Below are 19,396 nucleotides of genomic sequence, written 5' to 3' on the forward strand. Positions count from 1 at the left end.
GGCCCTCGCCTGCTCCGTACGGTGGAGGCGCGACCGAAGAGATCCTCCCTGCGGCTTATGGAGCTGGACGTCGTTGCGCCGTACGGTCGACCTGTGAGAGAACGGCTGTGGCGGATCACTTTCCTCGACGCGGGAATTACCTTGGCCGTGGCGGGGATCACCGCGGTGTCCACGGTGCTTCCCGCAGTGGACTCCCCTGGCGGCCTCGCCTCCCTGCAGGTGCTGCTGCCGTGGGGGCTGGCGCTGCTGGTGGTGGCGGTGGTGCCGCTGCTGTGGCTGAGCGCGTTCCCCATTCCCGTGGCCGTGGTGACCGTGCTGGCCACCACCGCCTACTATCCGCTGGGCTATCCCGACAACTTCGTCATCCTGGCGGGTGCGGTAGCACTGTTCACCCTGGTCGCCCGCGGGTTCCGGCTGACCGGCTGGCTGCTCGGGTTCTCCCAGTACCTTGTCGTCCACGTCGCGGAGACGCTGTACTTCGGGGCACCACGCACGGTGTATGCGCTGGGCATGCTCGCCTGGGTGCTCGTGGTGTTCATCAGCGGAGAGGTGGTACGCAAGCATCGCGCGTACCTGGACATGGCGCGCAAGCATTCCGCGGAGGCGGAACGCACCCGGGAGGAGGAGACTCGCCGCCGGATCTCCGAGGAGCGGTTGAAGTTCGCTCGCGAAGTGCACGATGTGATCGCCCACAATATTTCGTTGATTAACGTGCAGGCGGGGAGTGCCCTCTACCTCATCGACACCCAACCGGAGCGGGCCGCCGAGGCGCTTGCCGCGATCAAGCAGGCCAGCCGGGAGACCCTGCAGGAGCTGCGGGCGATCCTCGGGGTGCTCCGCGCGGTCGACGAGACAGCGCCCCGCTCTCCCGCCCCCGGGCTGGACCGCTTGGACGAACTGGTCGCCGGGGTGCGGTCCTCGGGGGTCGACGTGCACGTCGACGTCGCCGGACGCCCCCGTCCCCTGTCGGCCGCCGTGGACTCGGCCGCTTACCGGATCGTGCAGGAGTCGCTGACGAACGTGGTACGGCACGCGCAGGCGGATACGGTCACCGTGTCTGTCAGATACACCCCCGACGGGGTGTCCCTCCGGGTGTCGGACGACGGCCAGGGCGCCGCTGCGGATTGGGCAGCCGGGCACGGAATTGCCGGCATGCGGGACCGCGCTGCCGCGCTGGGCGGCGAACTACGGGCAGGGCCCGATCCGGAGGGCGGGTTCACGGTGGAGGCGTGGCTGCCCGGCTGACCGGCCGTCCCGTTCAGGTGCGACTTCTTGGGAGGATCTGTGATCCGCGTACTCCTCGCCGACGACCAGGCGCTCGTGCGGGCAGGGTTCCGGGCCCTGCTCGACAGTGCCCCGGACATCAGCGTGGTAGCTGAGGCTGCGACGGGGGCCGAAGCAGTCCGGTTGGCCGTGGCGGAGCGCCCCGATATCGCCCTGCTGGACATCCGCATGCCGGAGCTGGACGGGTTGGCTGCCGCGGAACGCATCCTCGCCGACCCCCGGCTGTCGTCGACCCGGGTGGTCATCCTCACCACGTTCGACCTCGACGAGTACATCTTTGAGGCGCTCCGCCTGGGGGCGAGCGGATTCCTTGTCAAAGACACCGAGCCGGAGGACTTGATCAACGGGGTGCGGGTCGTGGCCCGGGGCGAGGCGCTGCTGTCTCCGAGCGTCACCCGCCGCGTCATCGCCGAGTACGCGGGACGGCCGCGCCGCCCCGCCCCGGACCGGCGGCTGCGCGACCTGACCGACCGGGAACGCGAAGTGGTGGCCCTGGTGGGGGAAGGGCTGTCCAACGAGGAGATCGCTGCCCGCCTGGTGCTGAGCCCAGCCACGGTGAAAACCCATGTCAGCCGGGCCATGGCCAAACTGCGGGTCCGTGACCGGGCCCAACTGGTGGTGGTCGCCTACGAGACCGGCCTGGTGGCTCCGGGGTGGATGCAGTGACGGGCGGATAGGGCCCCGCTTTTCGGGTAAGGGTTTTCCCCCGACGGCGGCTCAGGGTTGTCCTGTACTCCCCGCAGACGACCCCCGTAGTCCTGGGGTGGTGGCTGACCGCGCTGATCCGCACGCTACGGCGTAGCGCAACTGCCTCCCTGTGGGGGATGTGGCGTGCCCTGGCAACCGGAGAGCATCAGAGTGTTCCGAGGACGATCCGGTCGAGGAGCTCGCCTTCCCATGTTCACTGATCCGTTGCTGTGGGCACGGCTGCAGTTCGCGCTGACCTCAGGTGTCCACTACATGTTCGTGGCCTTCACCTTGGGCATGGCGCCGCTCATCCTCGTCGCCCAGGGCAGCGCGCTGCTGCGCCGGGACGAGGCGCGGCTGGCCGCGGTGCGGTTCTGGGGCGGCCTCTACGTCGTGAACTACGGCATGGGAGTGCTGTCCGGCCTGGTGATGGAGCTGCAGTTGGCGCTGAACTGGAGCGGGTTGAACGACGTGTTCGGCCACGTGTTCAGCGCTCCGCTCGCGGTGGAGACGGTCGCCGCGTTCTTCACCGAGTCCACGTTCTTGGGGCTGTGGATCTTCGGCTGGGACCGCATGAACCGCTGGCTGCACTTGGCGTGCTTCGGCGTGGTGACTTTGACCGCCTACCTGTCGGCGTTCTGGGTGCTGGTCGCGAACGGCTTCCTGAAGAACCCGGTGGGTTTTGCGCTGCGCGACGGTGTGGCCGTGCTCACCGACCCTGTGGCCCTGGTCACCAATCCGGCGGCGCTGCTGGCTTTCGCGCACGTGGCCACGAGCGCGCTGCTGGTGGGCGGCCTGGTGATGGCCGGGGTGAGCGCCTACCACCTGCGCCGCGGCAACGATCCGGACGGGATGTTCCGCCGCGGGGTGCGGCGCGGGGTGGCGGTGGCGTCGCTCGCCTTGTTCCCGACCCCGGCGGCCGGGGGTGCCCAATACTCCTTGGCGGGCGCGCCCCCGACGAGCGGGCTGACGCTCAGCTCAGCCGAGATCGCAGAGATCGAAGCGGCGCGGCCGGAGTCCACCATGGTGCTTGCCGAGGTAGGCAACGGCGTGATGACCCTGTGCTGGACGGTGTTCTTCCTCGTTCTCCCCGTGGCCTTGCTGGCCTGGCTGGTGCGCAGGTTGGACCGCTGGCGCTGGCTGCATTGGCTGCTCTCGGTGATGCCGGTGCTGGCGCTGCTCGCCGGGGTCGCTGGCTGGCTCTACCGGGAGCTGGGACGCCAACCGTGGGCGGTTTGGCACCACATGACGACCGCGGAGGCGATCACTCCGCTGTCAGTACCGCACGCAGTGGCCTCGTTCGTGGTGTTCACCGGGGCGTTCGCAGTGCTGGCGGGGATCACATGGTGGCTGCTGGTCCGCTATGCGCGCCGCGGCCCGCACGGGGGTCCGCTGGCCCCTGCCCCGTCGGGGGACGACGCGCCCGCCGTCCCCGTCCACACCTACTAGCTGTCGGCGTTTCCAGGTGAGGGAGTCGTTGTGGAATCCGTGGCTGTCGTCTTGCTGCTCGTCCTGCTGGGAGGCTATTTCGTCTTCGCGGGCAGCGACATCGGGCTGGGCATGCTGCTGCCGTATGCGGCGCGTTCCCCGGCGGAGCGCCGCCGTCTCATCGCCGTGATCGCCCCCTACTTTCTGGGGAGCGAAGTGTGGCTGGTGGCCACCATCGGTGTGGTGGCGGGCCTGGTCCCGGTGTGGGAGGCCGCGGTGGTGACCGCGCAGTGGCCGGTCTTCGTGCTCCTGCTCGCCGCGTGGCTGGGACGCGATGCGGGGCTGTGGCTGCGCGGGCGGCTGCCCGCCGCGAGGTGGCGTGCCGTGTGGGACGGGGCAGTGGCGGCAGGCAGCTGGCTGCTCGCGGTGGCGTGGGGATTCGTCGTCGCTGCCCTGGTGGGCGGGGGAACGCTGCGGCCCGGGGTCACCCTCGTGTGCGTGGCACTGGTCGTGCTCTTGTTTGCGGTACGGGGGGCCGCGTTCGGGGCGGAGCGGCTCGCTGCCGCGGAAGGTGTCGGGGGTGCTGAGCCGGGAGAGCGGGCGGCCCGGGCCTTCCGGGTGCTCGTGCGGGCCGGGCTGGTGGTGGTTCCGGTGGCCGCCGGCGTGCTCTGGGTGTCGGCGGGGGCGGCGCCGGCGGTCGTGGTGGCCGGAGCCGAGGTGGTGCTTGCCGCAGCCGCGGTGGACGCGGGTCGAGGGTGGGCGCGCGTGCTGTCGGCGCTGGGCATGGCCGTGCTGCCGGTGGTGCTCGCGGTCGGAGCCGAACTTCCCGCGCCCGCTGTCGAGCGGAACTCTTTGCTGCTGCTGGTCGCGGCGGCGGGCCCGCTGGTTCCGGTCATGGTTGCGGGCCAGGTGTGGCTGTACCGAATTTCGCGCCGCCCGATAGTCGGTTCGGGATTTTTCGCGTAACAGGGGAATGGCACCGGTTGCCGGTTTTTAAACCTGCTGGGCGGGGATTTGCCGAAACTGGCCACACGGGTTGAGCTGCAGGGCTTCCCGGGAAGAGTGGTTGCCGGAAGACATCCCGATACCGGGACACCGAGCCAAACGGAGGAGGGATCCCATGGGTGATCTCAGGACCGAGGCCAGGGGAGGCTGCAGTTGCGGTCCCAATTGCGGCTGCGGCTGCCAAAACGGGGGCCCTTGCTCGTGCGGCGGTAGCTGCTGACCTGTTCTTCTCCTCTCGCGGAGTGGTCGCCACTCTCCACTGCGGGCCGTCCCGGACCGGGGCGGCCCGCAGTCTGTGCTGCGCGGAGGCATGCACGGCCGTCCCGGCGCTGCTAGCCCACGGGGATGCCGAGCGCGGCGAGTTCCGCGGGGCTGCGGGTGGTGAAGAACCAGTCCCGGAACCGCGGATGGGCGACGAGCCGGGACGCGGGTGCAAGAGCCTGCTCCCCGACCAGGTGGTAGCGGTAGCCGTGCGGGTCGAGCAGGTCCGCCAGTCGTTCTGTGTCGGCGTCGGCCAGCACTTCGCACAGGATGTCGGGGCGGTGGGCGGCCAGGAATTTCTGGCCGTGTTCGAAGACCGCGGTTTCAGTGCCTTCCACGTCGACTTTGAGCAGCACGGAGCTATTCGGCGGGATCTGGTCGGTGAACGTGTCCAAGGCGACGATCTCCACCGGCACCCCGTCGGGGAAGCCGAGCCTGCTGGAGTAGAAGCAGGGGAGGGCGGAGTCTGCCGTGCGTGCGGGCATCATGACGGTGGCCGCCGGGTCGCCGACCCCGGTGTGGTGGAGGGTGACGCGGTGCAGGACGCGGTTGCGCACGCAGTTGTCCACGAGGGCCTGGTAGACGTCGGGCACGATTTCGAAGGCGTGGGCCCGGAGCATCGGGTTGACCGCGGTGCCGACCAGGGTGAACAGGCCGGTGTAGGCCCCGATGTCGAACAGGGTGGTGGCCTGGCGGGCCGCGGCGGCGAAGACGCGGACCGCGAGGTCGTCTGCGGGCTGCGGGCGGCGGCCTCCACCCCAGTACAGTTCTTTGGCGATCACGCAGCGGGCCGGGTCCCGCATCACGTATTCGACGCCGTCTACTCGGCCGACGACTTCGGGGAGGGCAGCGGGGGCGGGCAGCCGTCCCGTGGCGCGGATCTGCGGGGCGAGGACCCGCACGGCGGCACGCATCGCCACGTGGGGCAGCCGCCAGCCCAGCACTTTTTTGATGTGCTTCTTCGTCCCGTACCAGCGTTGTCGTCGGCTGGCGGCGCTGCGGCGGTAGTCGGTCACCGAAGAGTGTGTTCGCGCCATGTCACTGTCCCGACTGGTGGTCCCTGCTCGGCGTGCGCACCCGGCCCTCGTCCGCCCTGCCGTGCGGGGAGGTTGCGCCGACGATGTGTCTCGCCAGATCAACGAAACACTACCCTATGTAACCAGAGAATCACTCTTGACACATGAGGGTGGGATCGCTGTGCCGCGGCAGGCCCGCCCCGTGCGGGCTTCGCGGGGCGGGCCGCGTTTCCGTAAGGCAGCGCGCGTGCTGAACCGGGTCAGAGGGCGAACTGCACCGCGACGCGGTCTGCCAGCATCGGAGCGATGATCGCCAGCGCCGCCCGGTGGTCAGGATGGTCCTGGTAGGCCCGGAAGCCGTCTTCCCCGTCGAGGTCGGCGACGACTGCGAAGTCGTAGTTCCCTGCTGCAAGCCCGAGGTCTGCACCGAAGGCGTAGTTTTTCAGCTCCGGGATCGCCGCGGGCAGCTTGCTCAGGGCCGTTATGACCTGCTCGACCTGGTCAGGGGTGACAGTGTCGTTCCAGCGGAACAGTGCGATATGCCGAATTCCCATACGGAGCAACCTAGTGCCCGGTGCGGGCTCGTTGCTCCCGGGGGAAGCAGGGGTCAGCCGATACGGGTGGCGAGCAGGTAGGCGTCCGGGGTTTCCGGGTTGACGATCTCGTCGACCCGCCACACCTGGTCGTCGACGGTGAACGTTTCTCCGACCCGGACTTCGAGGAGCCCTCCCCATTGTGCTGGGCCGCCGAGTTTGGCTACGGGTCTTCCCTCGTCGTCAATCCAGAACGCGCCTCCCCCGACAGGACCTCCGGCGAAACGGTCGTTGCGGCCGTAGGTGATCTTCTCTTGAGCGCCGACTTCGTGGGGCACGGTAGTACGTCCTCTCTGATGCGAAACTTTTTCGGATAGCACACGCGACAACGGTTTTCACGCTGTGAGCGGGGATTCTCCGTGACCTTATCTCGCTTCTCAGAGTTCCCACATGAGGCGTAAAGCCCTTTAACCGTCATTCCGGAAAAATAGGTGGGCCCGGTGAGGGAGATCACCGGGCCCACGGAGGGGATACTGGAATGCTCCAGTCGGTCAGTCTCGGCCCATGAGGTTCTTCACCCGGCCGACAATGTTCTCCAAATCCGTGCTGAACGGCTGGTCTTGCACCATGTAGGTCCACGTGGTGGAAGGCCGTTTGACCCCGGCTGCGGCCACGTCGAGCCGACCGTCCACCACCTCCAACTTCTCGAACATCTCCGCGGCACGGGCCCGGGCCTCGTCCAGGAAGCCCTTGAACGCGGGGACCGCGTCGCGGTTGAACTCGTCCAACGGGTCGCGGCGGCCCAGGAAGCGCAGGTGGATGCCCTCACGCAGGTCGGCGAGGAAGGCGTTGTGGTCAGCCCACCCCCGGTCCAGGTGGTAGAGGGTGACGAGGCGCGCCGCCCGGGCGACCTCCTCCTCGCCTACCTCTTCCACCAGCCGCTGGTAGGTTTCGGGGCAGTCCACGGCGAGCTGGCGGCTGCCCAGGTCCTCGTGGAGCACCGCCCGGCGCTGCTCGAGCACCACCGAACGCTGGACGTCGATGATCTGGTTGTACCGCCAGGTGTTGCGGTGGAGTTCCAGCAGCTGCCCTTCCGCGATGCGCTGCGCGTGGTTGACCATCTCCTTCCAGGCCGGGTCGGTGATCTCCCCGTCAGCCGAGGAGACCCGGTAGCCCTTCGCCTCGGGAAGGTTGGTGGTGATCAGGTCGTCTTCCACGCTGACGTAGAACACCGAGCCGCCGGGGTCCCCTTGGCGTCCGGCACGGCCGCGCAACTGGTCGTCGAGCCGGCTGCTGGGGTAGCGGCCGTAGCCGATGACATAGAGGCCGCCGGTCTTCACCACCCGGTCCCGGTCCCGCATGTCGCTGCCGCCCAGACGGATGTCGGTGCCCCGGCCCGCCATCTGGGTGGACACGGTGATCCGGCCGTAGGTTCCGGCCTCCGCGATCACCGCGGCCTCTTCGGCGTCGTTCTTCGCGTTGAGGACGACGCACTCGAGCCCGGCCCGCCGGAGGCGCTTCGCGAGCCGCTCGGACTCCGCAACGTCCTGCGTGCCGATGAGGATCGGCCGACCCGTGGCGTGCACTTCCTTGACCTTCTCCACCACGGCCTCTTCCTTCTCCTCGGCCGTGGCGTAGAGCCGGTCCTCCTCATCGATGCGGATGTTGGGCTTGTTGGGCGCGATGACCGCGACCTCGAGTTCGTAGAACTCGCGGAGCTGTTCGGCGACGGCCATCGCGGTACCGGTCATCCCGCAGCGGATCGGATAGCGCAGCACCAGCGACTGCACCGTGATGGAGTCCAGCACCTCGCCGGTCTCACTGGGCGTCAGGTGCTCCTTGGCTTCCACCGCGGCCTGCAGGCCGTCGGGCCAGCGCTGGAGCAGCGCGATACGGCCGCGCGACTCGTTGATGAGCCGCACCTTGCCGTCCCGCACCACGTAGTGCACGTCGCGGTGGAGCAGGGCGTGGGCGTGGAGCGCCAGGTTGACCCGGGAGAGCAGCGTCGTGTCCTCCGCGGAGAACAGGTCGACCCCGCCCAGGGCCTTCTCCACCACGTTGATCCCGGTGTCGGTGAGGTGGACGTTGCGCCCGTCGTCGTCGACCTTGTAGTCGATGCCGGGACGCAGCCGGCGCACCAGCTCGGCCATGGCCGCGTCGGATTCGGCCGGTTCGGCGGCTCCCGCCAGCACGAGGGGGACCCGGGCTTCATCGACGAGCACGGAGTCGGCCTCGTCGATGATCGCCACGTTCGGTTCGGGAACCACCAGTTCGGACACGTCGGTGGCGAGCCGGTCCCGCAGCACGTCGAAACCGAGCTCGCTCACGGAAGCGTAGGTGATGTCAGCGGCGTAAGCGGCGCGCCGTTCCTCCGTAGTGGACTCCTGGCTGATCCAGCCGACTTCGACACCGAGCAGCGTGTACAGCGGCCGCATCCACTCGGCGTCGCGTCGAGCCAGGTAGTCGTTGACGCTGAGCACATGCACCCGCTGTCCGCGCAAGGCGAATCCGACAGCGGCAAGTGCACCGGTGAGGGTCTTGCCCTCACCTGTAGCCATCTCCGCGACGTGCCCGTCCAGCAGCGCCATCATGCCGATGAGCTGGGTGTCGAAGGGGCGTTCCCCCAGCGTACGGCGGGCGGCTTCCCGGCCCAGCGCGCACAGCTCGGCGAGGTCGTCGCGGTCGTAGGGCAGTTCTGCGTTCCCGAGTTCGGTCGCGACCTCGGTCAGCTCGGCGTCGCTCAGCTTACGCAGCGCCTCTTCGCGTTCCTCAATCGTCTTGAGCAGCTTGATGTAGGGCTGGAGTGACACCGATCCCGGTTTCCCCAGGAGGCGTCGTACGCCCTCTGCCATTCGTGCGAACACCACAGCAGAGTAACGCTGTTCACACCGTCCGAGTTCCCTGCGTAAAGTGCGAGATCACGCCGTAGGACCGGCTCCGCGGCACCCTGCTACCGGAACCTCTCTTCTGACCTGCTGTTACTCGTCCACCACGGATTGTGGACCGCGGTTCCTCCGGCAGGCCGGGGCTGCGCCGCTGCTTGCGGTACCGACCATGGGGGTTAGTGGACGAGCTGGCGGCTCCGCCGCTCCTCCACCACCATCGCGTGCTTGACCAGGCTGATCAGTGTCTCCCGCACCGCTTCCCGCTTGCGGGCGTCCGTCGTCACGATCGGCACGTCGGGCGGGAGCGCGAGCGCCTCGCGCAGCTCGTCCTCCGGGTAGTGGTAGTACTCCTCCTCGGTTTCAAAGGAGTTCACCGCGATGATGAACGGTATGGGGTGCTGCTGTTCGAAGTACTCGATGGCAGGAAAGCAGTCCTCCAGCCGCCGGGTGTCCACGAGGATGACCGCACCCAGGGCGCCTCGCACCAGGTCATCCCACATGAACCAGAACCGCTGCTGGCCGGGGGTGCCGAACAGGTAGAGCACCAGGTCGGTGGGGAGGGAGATCCGGCCGAAGTCCATGGCCACCGTGGTGCTCCGCTTCTCCGGGGTCATGGACAGGTCGTCCACCCCGGCACTGGCATTCGTGATCGCCGCCTCGGTGCGCACGGGAGGGATTTCGGAAATCGAGCCGATGAACGTGGTCTTTCCGACGCCGAAGCCCCCGGCGACGATGATCTTCGTGGTGAGTTTCGGGGAATCGTTCACGGGTTCGTTACCTCGAGACACTGAGGGAGCGCGTGCGCGGCCCCGCTCCGGAAGGTCCGCTGGGGGTGGGAGCGGCCGACGGACATGATCATCACAGGTGAACCTAGCACCGTCTCGGGGTAGCCGCGGCGTTCTCCACCGATTCTGCAGGCGAAGGCGGAGCGGGCGCTCCGTGTAGCGTGCCGCGGTGCCCGCCTATCGCGGGGTATAGGGGTCTCAGCCGGACAAGTGAGCTGTTCCCTGGAAGGGCCCGGATGCGTATTCTCCGCGTCCGGGGCAGCGCCGGGCCGCCACCGGTCAGCTTCTAGCCCACATCCGTCCAGTTTGCAAGGGAAGAAAGTCCTTTGTTTCGGCACGGCGCAGTGCGCAACCGTCGCGGTTTTCGTCCTTTCTCCACGGCGGACTGGATCGGCAGCAACAGATCCGCCACCACCGTTCCAGGCACCTCCTCAAGAATTTATGCGAAGCGTTTTCTCCAGAGAAAACGCTGCCGTTTTTCTGTCGGGGACTGGCCACAAAGAAACCCCCGGAACGGCTGCTCCGGGGGCAGGAAGACAAGGGCGGTAACACCGTGGGTTTTGGAGAGAAACCTCACGAGGGGGGACAGTCACCGCCTCTCGTCATCTCCAAAACCAAGCTTAGGCTTTCTACCACCCGAGGTCAAGAAAATGCCAAAACTCTCGATCCTGCGGGGGATTTTTCCGAATTCTCCTTATCCATCACTGAATTCAGTCCGCACCCCGTATTTCTTCCTTCTTTCCTGCTCGCACCCGGCAGCTCCCGGTCCGCGGCCACCGCTGCACCGGGCCACCTCCCCGCTGCCCGTGCAACCGGCCGGACAGCAGCAGCGTGCCCGCCCGGCCGGGCCGGCGAGAGCCCAGGTGTGAGCCCTTCCCCGCTTCAGGGCCTACGATTAGGCCGTACCCGAACGGTCCCTGGCTAAGGAGCCAACCGCACCCATGTCCGAACAGCGCATCATCCGACCCACGCCCATCAGCGGATTCCCCGAGTGGACGCCCCGCATCCGGTCCGTGGAGCTGCGCTGGCTGGACCATATCCGCCGCGGTTTCGAACGGTACGGGTTCTCCTCGGTGGAGACCCCGTCGGTGGAGGTGCTCGACGTCCTGCTGTCCAAGGGCGAGACCTCCCAGGAGATCTACACGCTGCAGCGGCTCCAAGCGGACGCCGACGACAGCAGTGACGCACGGCTCGGCCTGCACTTCGACTTGACCGTGCCGTTCGCCCGGTATGTGGCCCAGCACTTCAACGACCTGGTCTTCCCGTTCAAGCGCTACCAGATCCAGCGGGTCTGGCGCGGTGAGCGCCCCCAGGAAGGCCGGTTCCGCGAGTTCACCCAGTGCGACATCGACGTCATCAACGTCGACCGCATCCCGCTGCACTTCGACGCCGAACTGCCGCGCATCGTGCACGAAGTCCTCACCGGCCTGGACATCCCTGCGTGGACCCTCAACATCAACAACCGCAAGGTGCTCCAGGGCTTCTACGAGGGCCTCGGCATCACCGACCCGCTCGCGGTGATCCGCGCGGTGGACAAGCTGCACAAGATCGGCGCTGACGCGGTCCGCGAGATCCTCATCGACCAGGCCGGCCTCAGCTCCGACCAGGCAGCGGCCTGCCTGGAGCTGGCGGAAATCCGCGGCTCCGACACCACGGTGGTCGACGCGGTCGCCAAACTGGGTGTCTCCCACCCCACGCTCACCGCCGGTCTGGACGAACTGGGCGAGGTGTTGGACGAACTGTCGGACCTGCCCTCCGGAAGCGTCGTCGCGGACCTGTCCATCGCGCGCGGCCTGGACTACTACACGGGAACCGTCTACGAGGCGACGTTCAACGACGATCCCGGCTACGGAAGCATCTGCGCGGGAGGCCGCTACGAGAACCTTGCCGGACAGTTCATCCGCCGCTCCCTGCCTGGCGTGGGGATCTCCATCGGGCTGACCCGGATCTTCGCCAAACTCGTGTCCGAAGGCCGCATCACCGGCGGCCGCTTCTGCCCCACCGATGTGCTCGTCGTCCTCCCCAGCGACGAGCGGCGCAGCGCCGCCTTGGCCGTCGCGGCGCAGCTGCGCGAACGCGGCTTCAACACCGAGGTCTACCACCAGGCAGCCAAAATCGGTAAGCAGATCCAATACGCCGTGAAGAAGGACATTCCCTTCGTGTGGTTCCCGCCCTTCGACGACGGTCGGCCCCATGAGGTCAAGAACCTGGCCACTGGGGAGCAGGTGGAAGCCGATCCCGCTTCCTGGAACGGATGAGCCTCCGAGGCGTGGGATTGCCCCGGCCAAGGCAGGCCTCGGTGCAATCCCACGCCGTGCGGGTGGCCGCGTCTCAGGCCGCGACCTCTCGTTTTCTCCCGGATCGCCGGATCTCTCACATATCCGTCGGGGGAAGGAGACGGAAGGGGGCGACACCACGGTTGCAGAGACAAGACCATGCCAGCGCCACGACAGCACCTGCCCGCTCCCCGCACCCCGTTCATCGGCCGAGAACGCGACGTCGCCGATCTGATCAGCCTGCTGCACACCGTGCGCATGGTGACGCTCACCGGCTCCGGCGGTATCGGCAAGACCCGCCTGGCGCTACGCGTCGCCGAACAGGAGCGCAGCCGGTTCGCCGACGGAATGCTCTTCGTCGACCTGAGTGCGGCCACCGCCGGCGACCACGTGCTGTACTCGATCGCCCAGGCTCTGGGCATCGAGACCGCTCGCGGCCAGTCACTCCACGAAGCCGTGCTGCTGGCCCTCCGCTCCTGTGAACTGCTGCTGGTCTTGGACACCTGCGACCGCATCGTGGCCCCGCTGGCTGACCTCTGCCGCAGCCTCCTGCGCACCTGCCCCCGGCTGCGGCTGCTCGCCACCAGCCGGGAGCCGCTGCGCATCCCCGGGGAGAACGTCTGGCGGGTTCCTCCGCTCGACCTTCCCCCCGCTCCCCCAAAAGCACCGGTCAGCGTCCCTTGGTCCCCCCCTTCCCCGGGACGGTTGAGCGTCCACGAAGCGATGCGCTCCCCAGCGGTCCGCTTGTTCGCCGCGCGTGCCCACCAGGCACGCCCGGGGTTCACCATCACCCCCGAAACCGTCGACACAGTCGTGCAGATCTGCCGCATCCTCGACGGGGTGCCCCTCGCTATCGAACTGGCCGCGGCCCGCGTCCAGGTGCTGTCAGTCGAACAGATCCTGCAACGCCTCGACGACCGTTTCACCCTGCTCAACAGCACGGACCAGCAGCTCCCGGAACGGCAGCGCACCATGCGGGCCGTGGTGGAGTGGAGCCACGCCCTGCTCACCGACGCGGAGAAAGCCCTGCTCCGCCGCCTGTCGATCTTCACGAACTGGTCGCTCGACATGGCGGAGGCCCTCTTTACCGCCGACTTCGGGGACAACCTGCTGCAACTGCACGCCTCGCTGCTGGACAAGTCGCTGATCGTGCTGGAAGACGAGGTAGAGGGCATCGCCTACTACCGCATCCTCGACAGCGTCCGCGTCTACGCCGCCGAGAAACTGCAGGCCGCGGGGGAAACCGAGCACTATCTGCGGCGCGCCCTCGAACAGGGGGTGTACTGGGCCGGGGAGTTCGCGTCCGCGATGGGCGAAGACCTGCCCTGGCAGGAGCGGCTGAAACTCCTGAACCGGGTGGAGCGCAACCTGGACAACATGCGCTCCTTCCTGCACCGGGCCGCCACTGGCGACCTCGTAGAGCCCGGACTGCAGGTCTGCGTCCTCCTGCGGTCCTACTGGCTCGCATTCGACCGGTGCGCGGAAGGCGCCGCCTTCCTGTCCGCCCTGCTGGCCGCGGCCCCCGACCAGCTGCCCACGCCGCTCCGGACCCGCGCCCTGGTCCTGTACGGCGAACTGACCTTGGACCTCGACGGCGACCAGATCGTCCACGAACGGCTCACCACCGGGCTCCGCTTGGCGGAGTCGCTCGGCGACGACACTGCCCGCGCCCACGCCCTGGCTGCCCTGGCGGTCCTCGCGCTCCGCCAGGAAGAGTTCTCGACGGGCATCGCCCACGCCACGGAATCCCTGGAGTTGGCGCGACGCCTCGGCGACCGGCTCCTCGAAGTCCACGTCATGGGGGTGCGGAGCCGCCTGGCTGAGGCGGCAGGCGATGTCGACGACGCCCAGCAGTGGCTGTCGCGGACCTTGGCGTTGAGCGAGCAGACCGGCTGCGGCTGGGCCCTGGCCTACTGCCACGAGTCGCTGAGCGCCCAGGCGCTCCGGGAAGGCGCCTCTCAGCAGGCTGAAGAGCACCTGCACCGTGCCCTCACCCTGTTCTCCGAGCTGGGATCGGCGCTGGGTGCTGCGCGGTGCCTCTCAGCGCTGGGCCGTCTCGCCGCGCAGCGCGGGCAGTCGCAGACCGCCTGGGAGCACTTGAGCGGGGCTGTCCGCCGCAGCAGGCTGTCGGGGCGGCGGCTGACTCTGGCCCGCGCAATGGAGGACCTGGCCTGGTTCGCGGCCTCAAAGAACATGACCGACCGGGTTGTGCTCCTCGGCGCGCAGGCGGAAATGCTGCGCCAGTGGGCCCACGCCCCTTCCCCAGGCAGTCAGCGGTTGCGCGAGCACGTTGCCCGACAGTGGGGGGACGCGTCCGCAGCCGCAGCCTGGACCCGGGCCCGCACCCTGCCCCTCGAAGAAGCGCTGGATGCCGCGCTCGCCGCCCCCCATTTCGGAGATGTGCGCACACTCACCCCGCGGGAGCGTCAGATCGCCCGACTCGCGGGTTCGGGACTGTCCAACCGGGAGATCGCAGCCCGGCTGGTGATCAGCCAGGCAACCGTGGCGCGGCATATCGCCAACATCTTCGCCAAACTGAACATCTCCAAACGCGCTGAATTGCCCGCTCGGCTTGCCGCACTCCGGAAAACTCAGACAGACGGACACCCGCAATCGGCGGACACTTCCCCGTGCCGGTCGTGATCTTCCACCCGTATTGTCAAAACAACCATTCCGAACAGTGAAAATATCTGTTTTGGTTGCACTGGGAGTCAATAACCACTAAGACAGAATGTGACGTTCGTTTCTTCCGTTTCAGTCTGTCATTCCCCCCACCCGTCCTCGACTGAGCATAATGTCGCGTTTCCCCACCGCCTGATCTCACCGGAGTCCATGGCAACGAATACGACGCAGGTGCAGCAGAACCTTCCCCTGGAACTCGACAGTTTCGTCGGCCGTGCCCGCGACCTCGATGCCATCCTCCGTCTGCTGGGGGTCCACCGGGTCGTCACCCTGTGCGGGATGGGAGGGATCGGAAAGACTCGGCTGGCTCTGCGGGCCGCGGCGCAGGCAGTGGACCGGTTCTCCGACGGCGTGTGGCTGTGCGAAATGTCCGAGACCACGACCCGCGAGGCGGTGGCGGCGCGGATTGCGTGCGTCCTCGGGGTGCGGAGCGACCACGAGTGCGCTCCCGACCAGGTCCTCGTCGACCTGCTGCGTTCCCGCCGCCTGCTGCTGGTGTTGGACAACTGCGAGCACGCGGTCCAGCACGTCGCTTCCGTGATCGAGCAGCTGCTGCCCCGCTGCCCGAACGTCTCTTTCCTGGTGACCAGCCGGGAACCGCTGCATATCGAAGGGGAGGCGCTGTGGCGGGTCCCGCCGTTGACCGTGCCTGACCCCGGCCACGGGGACCCGCTCGAAGCGGAATCCGTCCAGTTGTTCGTGGACCGGGCCCGCGCGCATGCCCACGATTTCACCGTGACACCCGAGCGGTTGGAGGCGATCGCGACGATCTGCCGCCGCCTCGACGGCATCCCCTTGGGGATCGAACTGGCTGCCGCCCGGGTGCGGCTGCTGTCGGTCGCGCAGATCGCCGAACGGCTCCGCGACCGGTTCACCATGCTGACGTACGGCGACCGGAATGCTCCGGTGCGCCAGCGGACGCTGCGTGCAGTCCTCGACTGGAGCTACGACATGCTGGACGAGCCGGAGCGGCGGCTGTTGCGCCGGCTGTCCGTGTTCTCCGACTGGGATCTGGACTTGGCTGAACGGGTCTGCGCGGATGAGAGCCTGCCCGCGCACTGCCTGTTGGACTTGATGGTCTCGCTGGTGGACCGTTCCTTAGTCACCGTGGTCGGGGAAGTCCAGGGCCGGATGCGGTACCGGATGCTGGACACGATCCGGCAGTACGCGTTAGCCCGGCTGGCGGAGAGCGGGGAGGAGACGCGGCTGCGGCTGCGCCACCGGGAGCAGGTCCTGGCGCTCGCTGAAGAGCTGGCGCACTATGCCGTCGCCGGGTACGGCGTCTCGTGGGAGCAGCGGTTCTCCGCGTTCCAGCGGGTGTGCGCGGAGCGCGACAATGTGCGGACCGCGCTCACCTGGTCGGCGGAGCGCGGGGACGTTGTTGAAGGGCTGCGGCTGTGTGTGGCGCTGCGCCCGTATTGGATGGTCAACGGTCTGCTCGCGGAGGGGGCCTATTGGACCGACCGTTTCTTGGCCATGGACTGCGCCGATGAGACGCTGCGCGGGCAGGCGATGGTGCGCCGGGCTGAACTGGCGTGGGACCGCGCTGACCCGTCTCACGCGGTCACGATCGGCGAGGAAGGGCTCCGGCTCTGCCAGCAGGCGGGGGACCACGGGTCGGTGGCGCTGGGGTTGAACATTCTGGCGATGAGCGATATCCGCGCGGGACGGTTTGACCGGGCTGAGCAGCGGCTTGCCGAGTCGGTCACGTTGACGCGCGCCACCGACGACCCGTGGAACGAGGGGATTGCCCGCAGCACCCAGGGGGCGTTGGCGGCCCGGCAGGGCCGGTGGGAGGAGGCCCGGGACCGCTACGAGGAGGCGCTGACCCTGCTGCGCACGATCGACCACTGGTGGGGGGTGGGGATCACGCTCATCGGCCGGGGCCGGGTCGCGGAAGCGAGCGGGGATCTCCGCGGGGCAGAGCGGTGCTTCCGGGAGGCTTTGGACATTCAGCGGATGATCGGCGGTCCCCCGGAGCTGGCCCGCTGCCTGGCCGGGGTGGGCCGGGTCTTGGCCAGTCAGGGCAAGGTCGCGGAAGCCTACCGCTGCCTGCAGGAGAGTCTGACGCTCTGCCACAACACCGGGCAGCGGCTGGGGACGGCCCGCGGACTGCTTGCGATCGCCAAGGTGGCGCTGGCCGAGGGGCGTGCGGACGAGGCCACCCGGTTGGCGGGGGCGGCGGATGCGCTCCGGGAGCGTTCTGGGCATCCCGCCCCGCGGAAGAAGTGGCCGCTGCAGGGCGGGACGTTCACGCTGCGGTGGGAGGAGGGCCGCCGCATGGACTCTGACGAGGCGGTCTGTGCCGCTGTGCAGGTGGCGGAAGCGGGGGCGGCGTCGGATGCTGCTCCGCTGCTCGACGCGGACGAGGCGGTGCTCACCCCGCGGGAGCGCGAGGTGGCCGAGCTGATTGGCCAGGGGATGAGCAACCGGTCGATTGCGGAACGGCTGTTCATCAGTCCGGCAACAGTGGCCCGGCACGTGGCCAATATCAACACGAAACTGGGGTTCAACTCCCGAAACCAGATCGCTGCGTGGATCAACCGTTGATGTCCGTTTTGTGAAGAGTGGCCTGCGGAGGGAGTGCGTTCTTTTGCGGCACGGCTGCAGCGGGTACGTTATGCCTTCACCGGTGGCCCCTTCTTTGAACTGCGGAAAAGCTGTCTACATACCCCCAAACCCGGAATCTACATATGCATATGCACGGGAAAATGCATGTGCAGACGATTTCTGTGGGGGTAGTCTTTCTTCCGTGCGGTTGTGACGCGCAGAGTACCGCGGTCGGCCCGCACGCCGTTGGGGCGCACCCGTCACGGTGTCCCCGGTCACCTCATCACGCCCTTGGGCACGCTACGGAGACCACGGCACGCGGTGGGAGGACGGCCGTGGCTCTACTGAGGGCGTCGACCGCCGCGGGTTGCTGTGAGGGGAAGCGACCCGCGGCATTGACCGCGGGACTCCCCGGGTTCGCCACGTGGAGGGGGCGTGGCGAACCCGGGGCGCGTCCACCGGGGAGGAGCACTGGGAAACCGGGGGAGGCACATGAGGGTCGAGCGACGGCCCTGCACCGGCAGCGAGTCCTCCGTGCACCCGTCGCGCGGAGGACTCCAGAACGGGTCGCTCATCCACGGCCTGCTGGACCGGTTGCGCTACTGCGTGGACTCCGGCATGGTCGCCGACCACAAGGGGATGCGGATGAGCGGCGCCGAGTTCGCCGGCGTGGTCTACCGCGCTGCCGCGGGGTTGCGCAGTCGCGGGCTCCACCCGGAAGATGTGGTTGCCGTACTCGCCCCGGTGTCCACCGCCCGGCTCGTCTCCGTCTGCACTGCCCTGGCGGTGGGGTGCGTGGCCCTCCCCTTGCAGCCGTCCTCAGACGTTGACATTCTCATCAAGGTGCTGGTCGACACGGATGCCCGGATGATCCTGGCCACGGGGGAACTCGCTCCCCTGGCGGTCAGGCTGGCGGACTGCTCCCGGGTGCGCCAGGTGGTCTCGTTCGGCGGCGCCCCGGAGACGACACCCTTCGCTGACCTGCTCCGCCCGGGTCCGCGGCACAGCAGCTCTGGGACCGTGCCCGGTCCGCACGGCAGCGGTCTCATGGACTACACGGTGCTTCCGGACGCTTCTCCTCGCACGGTCTGCCACTCCCCTTGGGAGCTGATCGCCCACTTCCTGCGTCTGAATACCGGGTTGCGTCTTTCTCGGGGGGATACCGTGGTGCTGGAGAACGGGATGACCGAGTGCGACCGGTACATCCTGGCTGCGGTCGCGCTGTGGAACGGCGCCTCGGTGCTTTCCTTGGCGGATGAGAACGCGACGGTCGCAGCTACGGCTCTCCGCGCTCACCAGGCCGTGGTCCGGGGAGTCCCGCTGCCGTCTCGCATGAGCCTCCGCCCCGCATGACACGGCCGGGGCCGCGTTGGGCTGGCCGCGGCCCCGGCCGTGTCCCCGCACTCATCGCAGGTCGATCTCGAACCAGGCGACATGGGTGGCCTCAGTCCAGTACTCGCCGCTGCGGGAGGAGCAGTTCTCGACGATGAGCTTGCCCCGCCCGTACTCGTTCTGGTCTTCCCGACTGATCACGTCGCTCACGTGGGGGTCTTTGCGGCCCTGGTCGGCGACTGCCACGCGCACGGTCCGGGAATCGACCCTGATGAACAGGGTCATCACTCCGCCGATCTGACCTGACCGGGAGTGCAGCAGGGCGTTCGTAGCCAGTTCACTGACCGCGAGCTCGGCGTCGTCCCGGACGTGCTCAGCGCATCCGGTGCGGCCGAGGAACTCGCGGACCCGGGATCGGATGGAGCGGACCGCGGTGAGGTTGCCGACGCAGCTCCACACCGTGTGGTCAGTGGTCGAACCGGTGTACTCCACGGGGTCGACCACGGGCGCACTGGAGGTATCAGCGGAAGCGAAGGTGCGCACCTCCTGTGAATCGGTCGTCCCCATGTCACTCCCATCGCTCTTCGGTGGGACCGCCAGGATCGCACGCCCGCGAAGCCGTCATGGCGGAACTCAATAACAGGACAGCACACCAACGGTTTTCCGGATACA

At 68.1% G+C, this 19,396-nt stretch carries 14 protein-coding genes; 8 read left to right on the forward strand and 6 right to left on the reverse strand.

What is annotated here, in order from left to right:
- The first annotated feature begins 93 nt into the window (after positions 1-93).
- The 4 genes from TF1_RS03830 (at position 94) to TF1_RS03845 (ending at position 4,365) form a co-directional block, all read left to right on the forward strand.
- Positions 94-1,245, forward strand: a complete 1,152-nt coding sequence (locus TF1_RS03830; RefSeq protein ID WP_234351622.1) for a sensor histidine kinase — start codon at positions 94-96, stop codon at positions 1,243-1,245.
- A gap of 39 nt (positions 1,246-1,284) precedes the next feature.
- A complete protein-coding gene (locus TF1_RS03835) occupies positions 1,285-1,950 on the forward strand; it encodes a response regulator (protein ID WP_011291214.1) in 666 nt (221 codons plus the stop codon).
- 231 nt (positions 1,951-2,181) lie between these two features.
- Positions 2,182-3,420 (forward strand): cytochrome ubiquinol oxidase subunit I, encoded by a 1,239-nt coding sequence (locus TF1_RS03840; RefSeq protein WP_061783633.1) that lies wholly within the window; start codon positions 2,182-2,184, stop codon positions 3,418-3,420.
- A 39-nt stretch (positions 3,421-3,459) separates the two neighbouring features.
- On the forward strand, positions 3,460-4,365 hold the full coding sequence (locus TF1_RS03845) for a cytochrome d ubiquinol oxidase subunit II (protein WP_227481005.1): 906 nt from the start codon (positions 3,460-3,462) through the stop codon (positions 4,363-4,365).
- Positions 4,366-4,736: 371 nt separating this feature from the next.
- Here TF1_RS03845 and TF1_RS03850 read toward each other — a convergent pair whose 3' ends face one another.
- From TF1_RS03850 to TF1_RS03870, 5 genes are all read right to left on the reverse strand, one after another.
- Positions 4,737-5,702, reverse strand: coding sequence for an FkbM family methyltransferase (locus tag TF1_RS03850; protein ID WP_011291211.1), 966 nt, complete (start codon positions 5,700-5,702; stop codon positions 4,737-4,739).
- 239 nt (positions 5,703-5,941) lie between these two features.
- Positions 5,942-6,235, reverse strand: coding sequence for a Dabb family protein (locus TF1_RS03855; RefSeq protein WP_011291210.1), 294 nt, complete (start codon positions 6,233-6,235; stop codon positions 5,942-5,944).
- Positions 6,236-6,288: 53 nt separating this feature from the next.
- Positions 6,289-6,552, reverse strand: a complete 264-nt coding sequence (locus tag TF1_RS03860) for a DUF6406 domain-containing protein (protein ID WP_011291209.1) — start codon at positions 6,550-6,552, stop codon at positions 6,289-6,291.
- 213 nt (positions 6,553-6,765) lie between these two features.
- A complete protein-coding gene (gene secA2 / locus TF1_RS03865; RefSeq protein ID WP_038043394.1) occupies positions 6,766-9,066 on the reverse strand; it encodes an accessory Sec system translocase SecA2 in 2,301 nt (766 codons plus the stop codon).
- Positions 9,067-9,275: 209 nt separating this feature from the next.
- Positions 9,276-9,866 (reverse strand): GTP-binding protein, encoded by a 591-nt coding sequence (locus TF1_RS03870; protein ID WP_011291207.1) that lies wholly within the window; start codon positions 9,864-9,866, stop codon positions 9,276-9,278.
- 959 nt (positions 9,867-10,825) lie between these two features.
- On the opposite strand from TF1_RS03870, the gene hisS reads away from it, so the two are divergent.
- The 4 genes from hisS (at position 10,826) to TF1_RS03890 (ending at position 18,745) form a co-directional block, all read left to right on the forward strand.
- Complete coding sequence (gene hisS / locus TF1_RS03875) at positions 10,826-12,142, forward strand: histidine--tRNA ligase (RefSeq protein WP_011291206.1); 1,317 nt, start codon at positions 10,826-10,828, stop codon at positions 12,140-12,142.
- Between the two features lie 177 nt (positions 12,143-12,319).
- Positions 12,320-14,803, forward strand: coding sequence for an ATP-binding protein (locus TF1_RS03880; protein WP_061783634.1), 2,484 nt, complete (start codon positions 12,320-12,322; stop codon positions 14,801-14,803).
- 189 nt (positions 14,804-14,992) lie between these two features.
- The gene (locus tag TF1_RS03885; protein ID WP_061783635.1) at positions 14,993-17,392 is read left to right on the forward strand and encodes a tetratricopeptide repeat protein; all 2,400 of its coding nucleotides are present in this window, start codon (positions 14,993-14,995) and stop codon (positions 17,390-17,392) included.
- 492 nt (positions 17,393-17,884) lie between these two features.
- The gene (locus tag TF1_RS03890) at positions 17,885-18,745 is read left to right on the forward strand and encodes an AMP-binding protein (protein ID WP_011291203.1); all 861 of its coding nucleotides are present in this window, start codon (positions 17,885-17,887) and stop codon (positions 18,743-18,745) included.
- Between the two features lie 51 nt (positions 18,746-18,796).
- On the opposite strand, the gene TF1_RS03895 is transcribed toward TF1_RS03890, so the two are convergent.
- The gene (locus tag TF1_RS03895; RefSeq protein WP_011291202.1) at positions 18,797-19,291 is read right to left on the reverse strand and encodes an ATP-binding protein; all 495 of its coding nucleotides are present in this window, start codon (positions 19,289-19,291) and stop codon (positions 18,797-18,799) included.
- Between the last annotated feature and the right edge of the window lie 105 nt (positions 19,292-19,396).

The organism is Thermobifida fusca NBRC 14071 = JCM 3263 (genome assembly GCF_001592045.1).
GTDB classification, from domain to species: domain Bacteria; phylum Actinomycetota; class Actinomycetes; order Streptosporangiales; family Streptosporangiaceae; genus Thermobifida; species Thermobifida fusca.

Bases quoted from the DNA above. Each gene is read 5' to 3' on its own strand.
- TF1_RS03840 (WP_061783633.1), top strand. From the start codon at position 2,182: ATGTTCACTGATCCGTTGCTGTGGGCACGGCTGCAGTTCGCGCTGACC.
- TF1_RS03850 (WP_011291211.1), bottom strand. From the start codon at position 5,702: ATGGCGCGAACACACTCTTCGGTGACCGACTACCGCCGCAGCGCCGCC.
- TF1_RS03855 (WP_011291210.1), bottom strand. From the start codon at position 6,235: ATGGGAATTCGGCATATCGCACTGTTCCGCTGGAACGACACTGTCACC.
- secA2 (WP_038043394.1), bottom strand. From the start codon at position 9,066: ATGGCAGAGGGCGTACGACGCCTCCTGGGGAAACCGGGATCGGTGTCA.
- hisS (WP_011291206.1), top strand. From the start codon at position 10,826: ATGTCCGAACAGCGCATCATCCGACCCACGCCCATCAGCGGATTCCCC.
- TF1_RS03880 (WP_061783634.1), top strand. From the start codon at position 12,320: ATGCCAGCGCCACGACAGCACCTGCCCGCTCCCCGCACCCCGTTCATC.
- TF1_RS03885 (WP_061783635.1), top strand. From the start codon at position 14,993: ATGGCAACGAATACGACGCAGGTGCAGCAGAACCTTCCCCTGGAACTC.
- TF1_RS03890 (WP_011291203.1), top strand. From the start codon at position 17,885: ATGAGGGTCGAGCGACGGCCCTGCACCGGCAGCGAGTCCTCCGTGCAC.
- TF1_RS03895 (WP_011291202.1), bottom strand. From the start codon at position 19,291: ATGGGGACGACCGATTCACAGGAGGTGCGCACCTTCGCTTCCGCTGAT.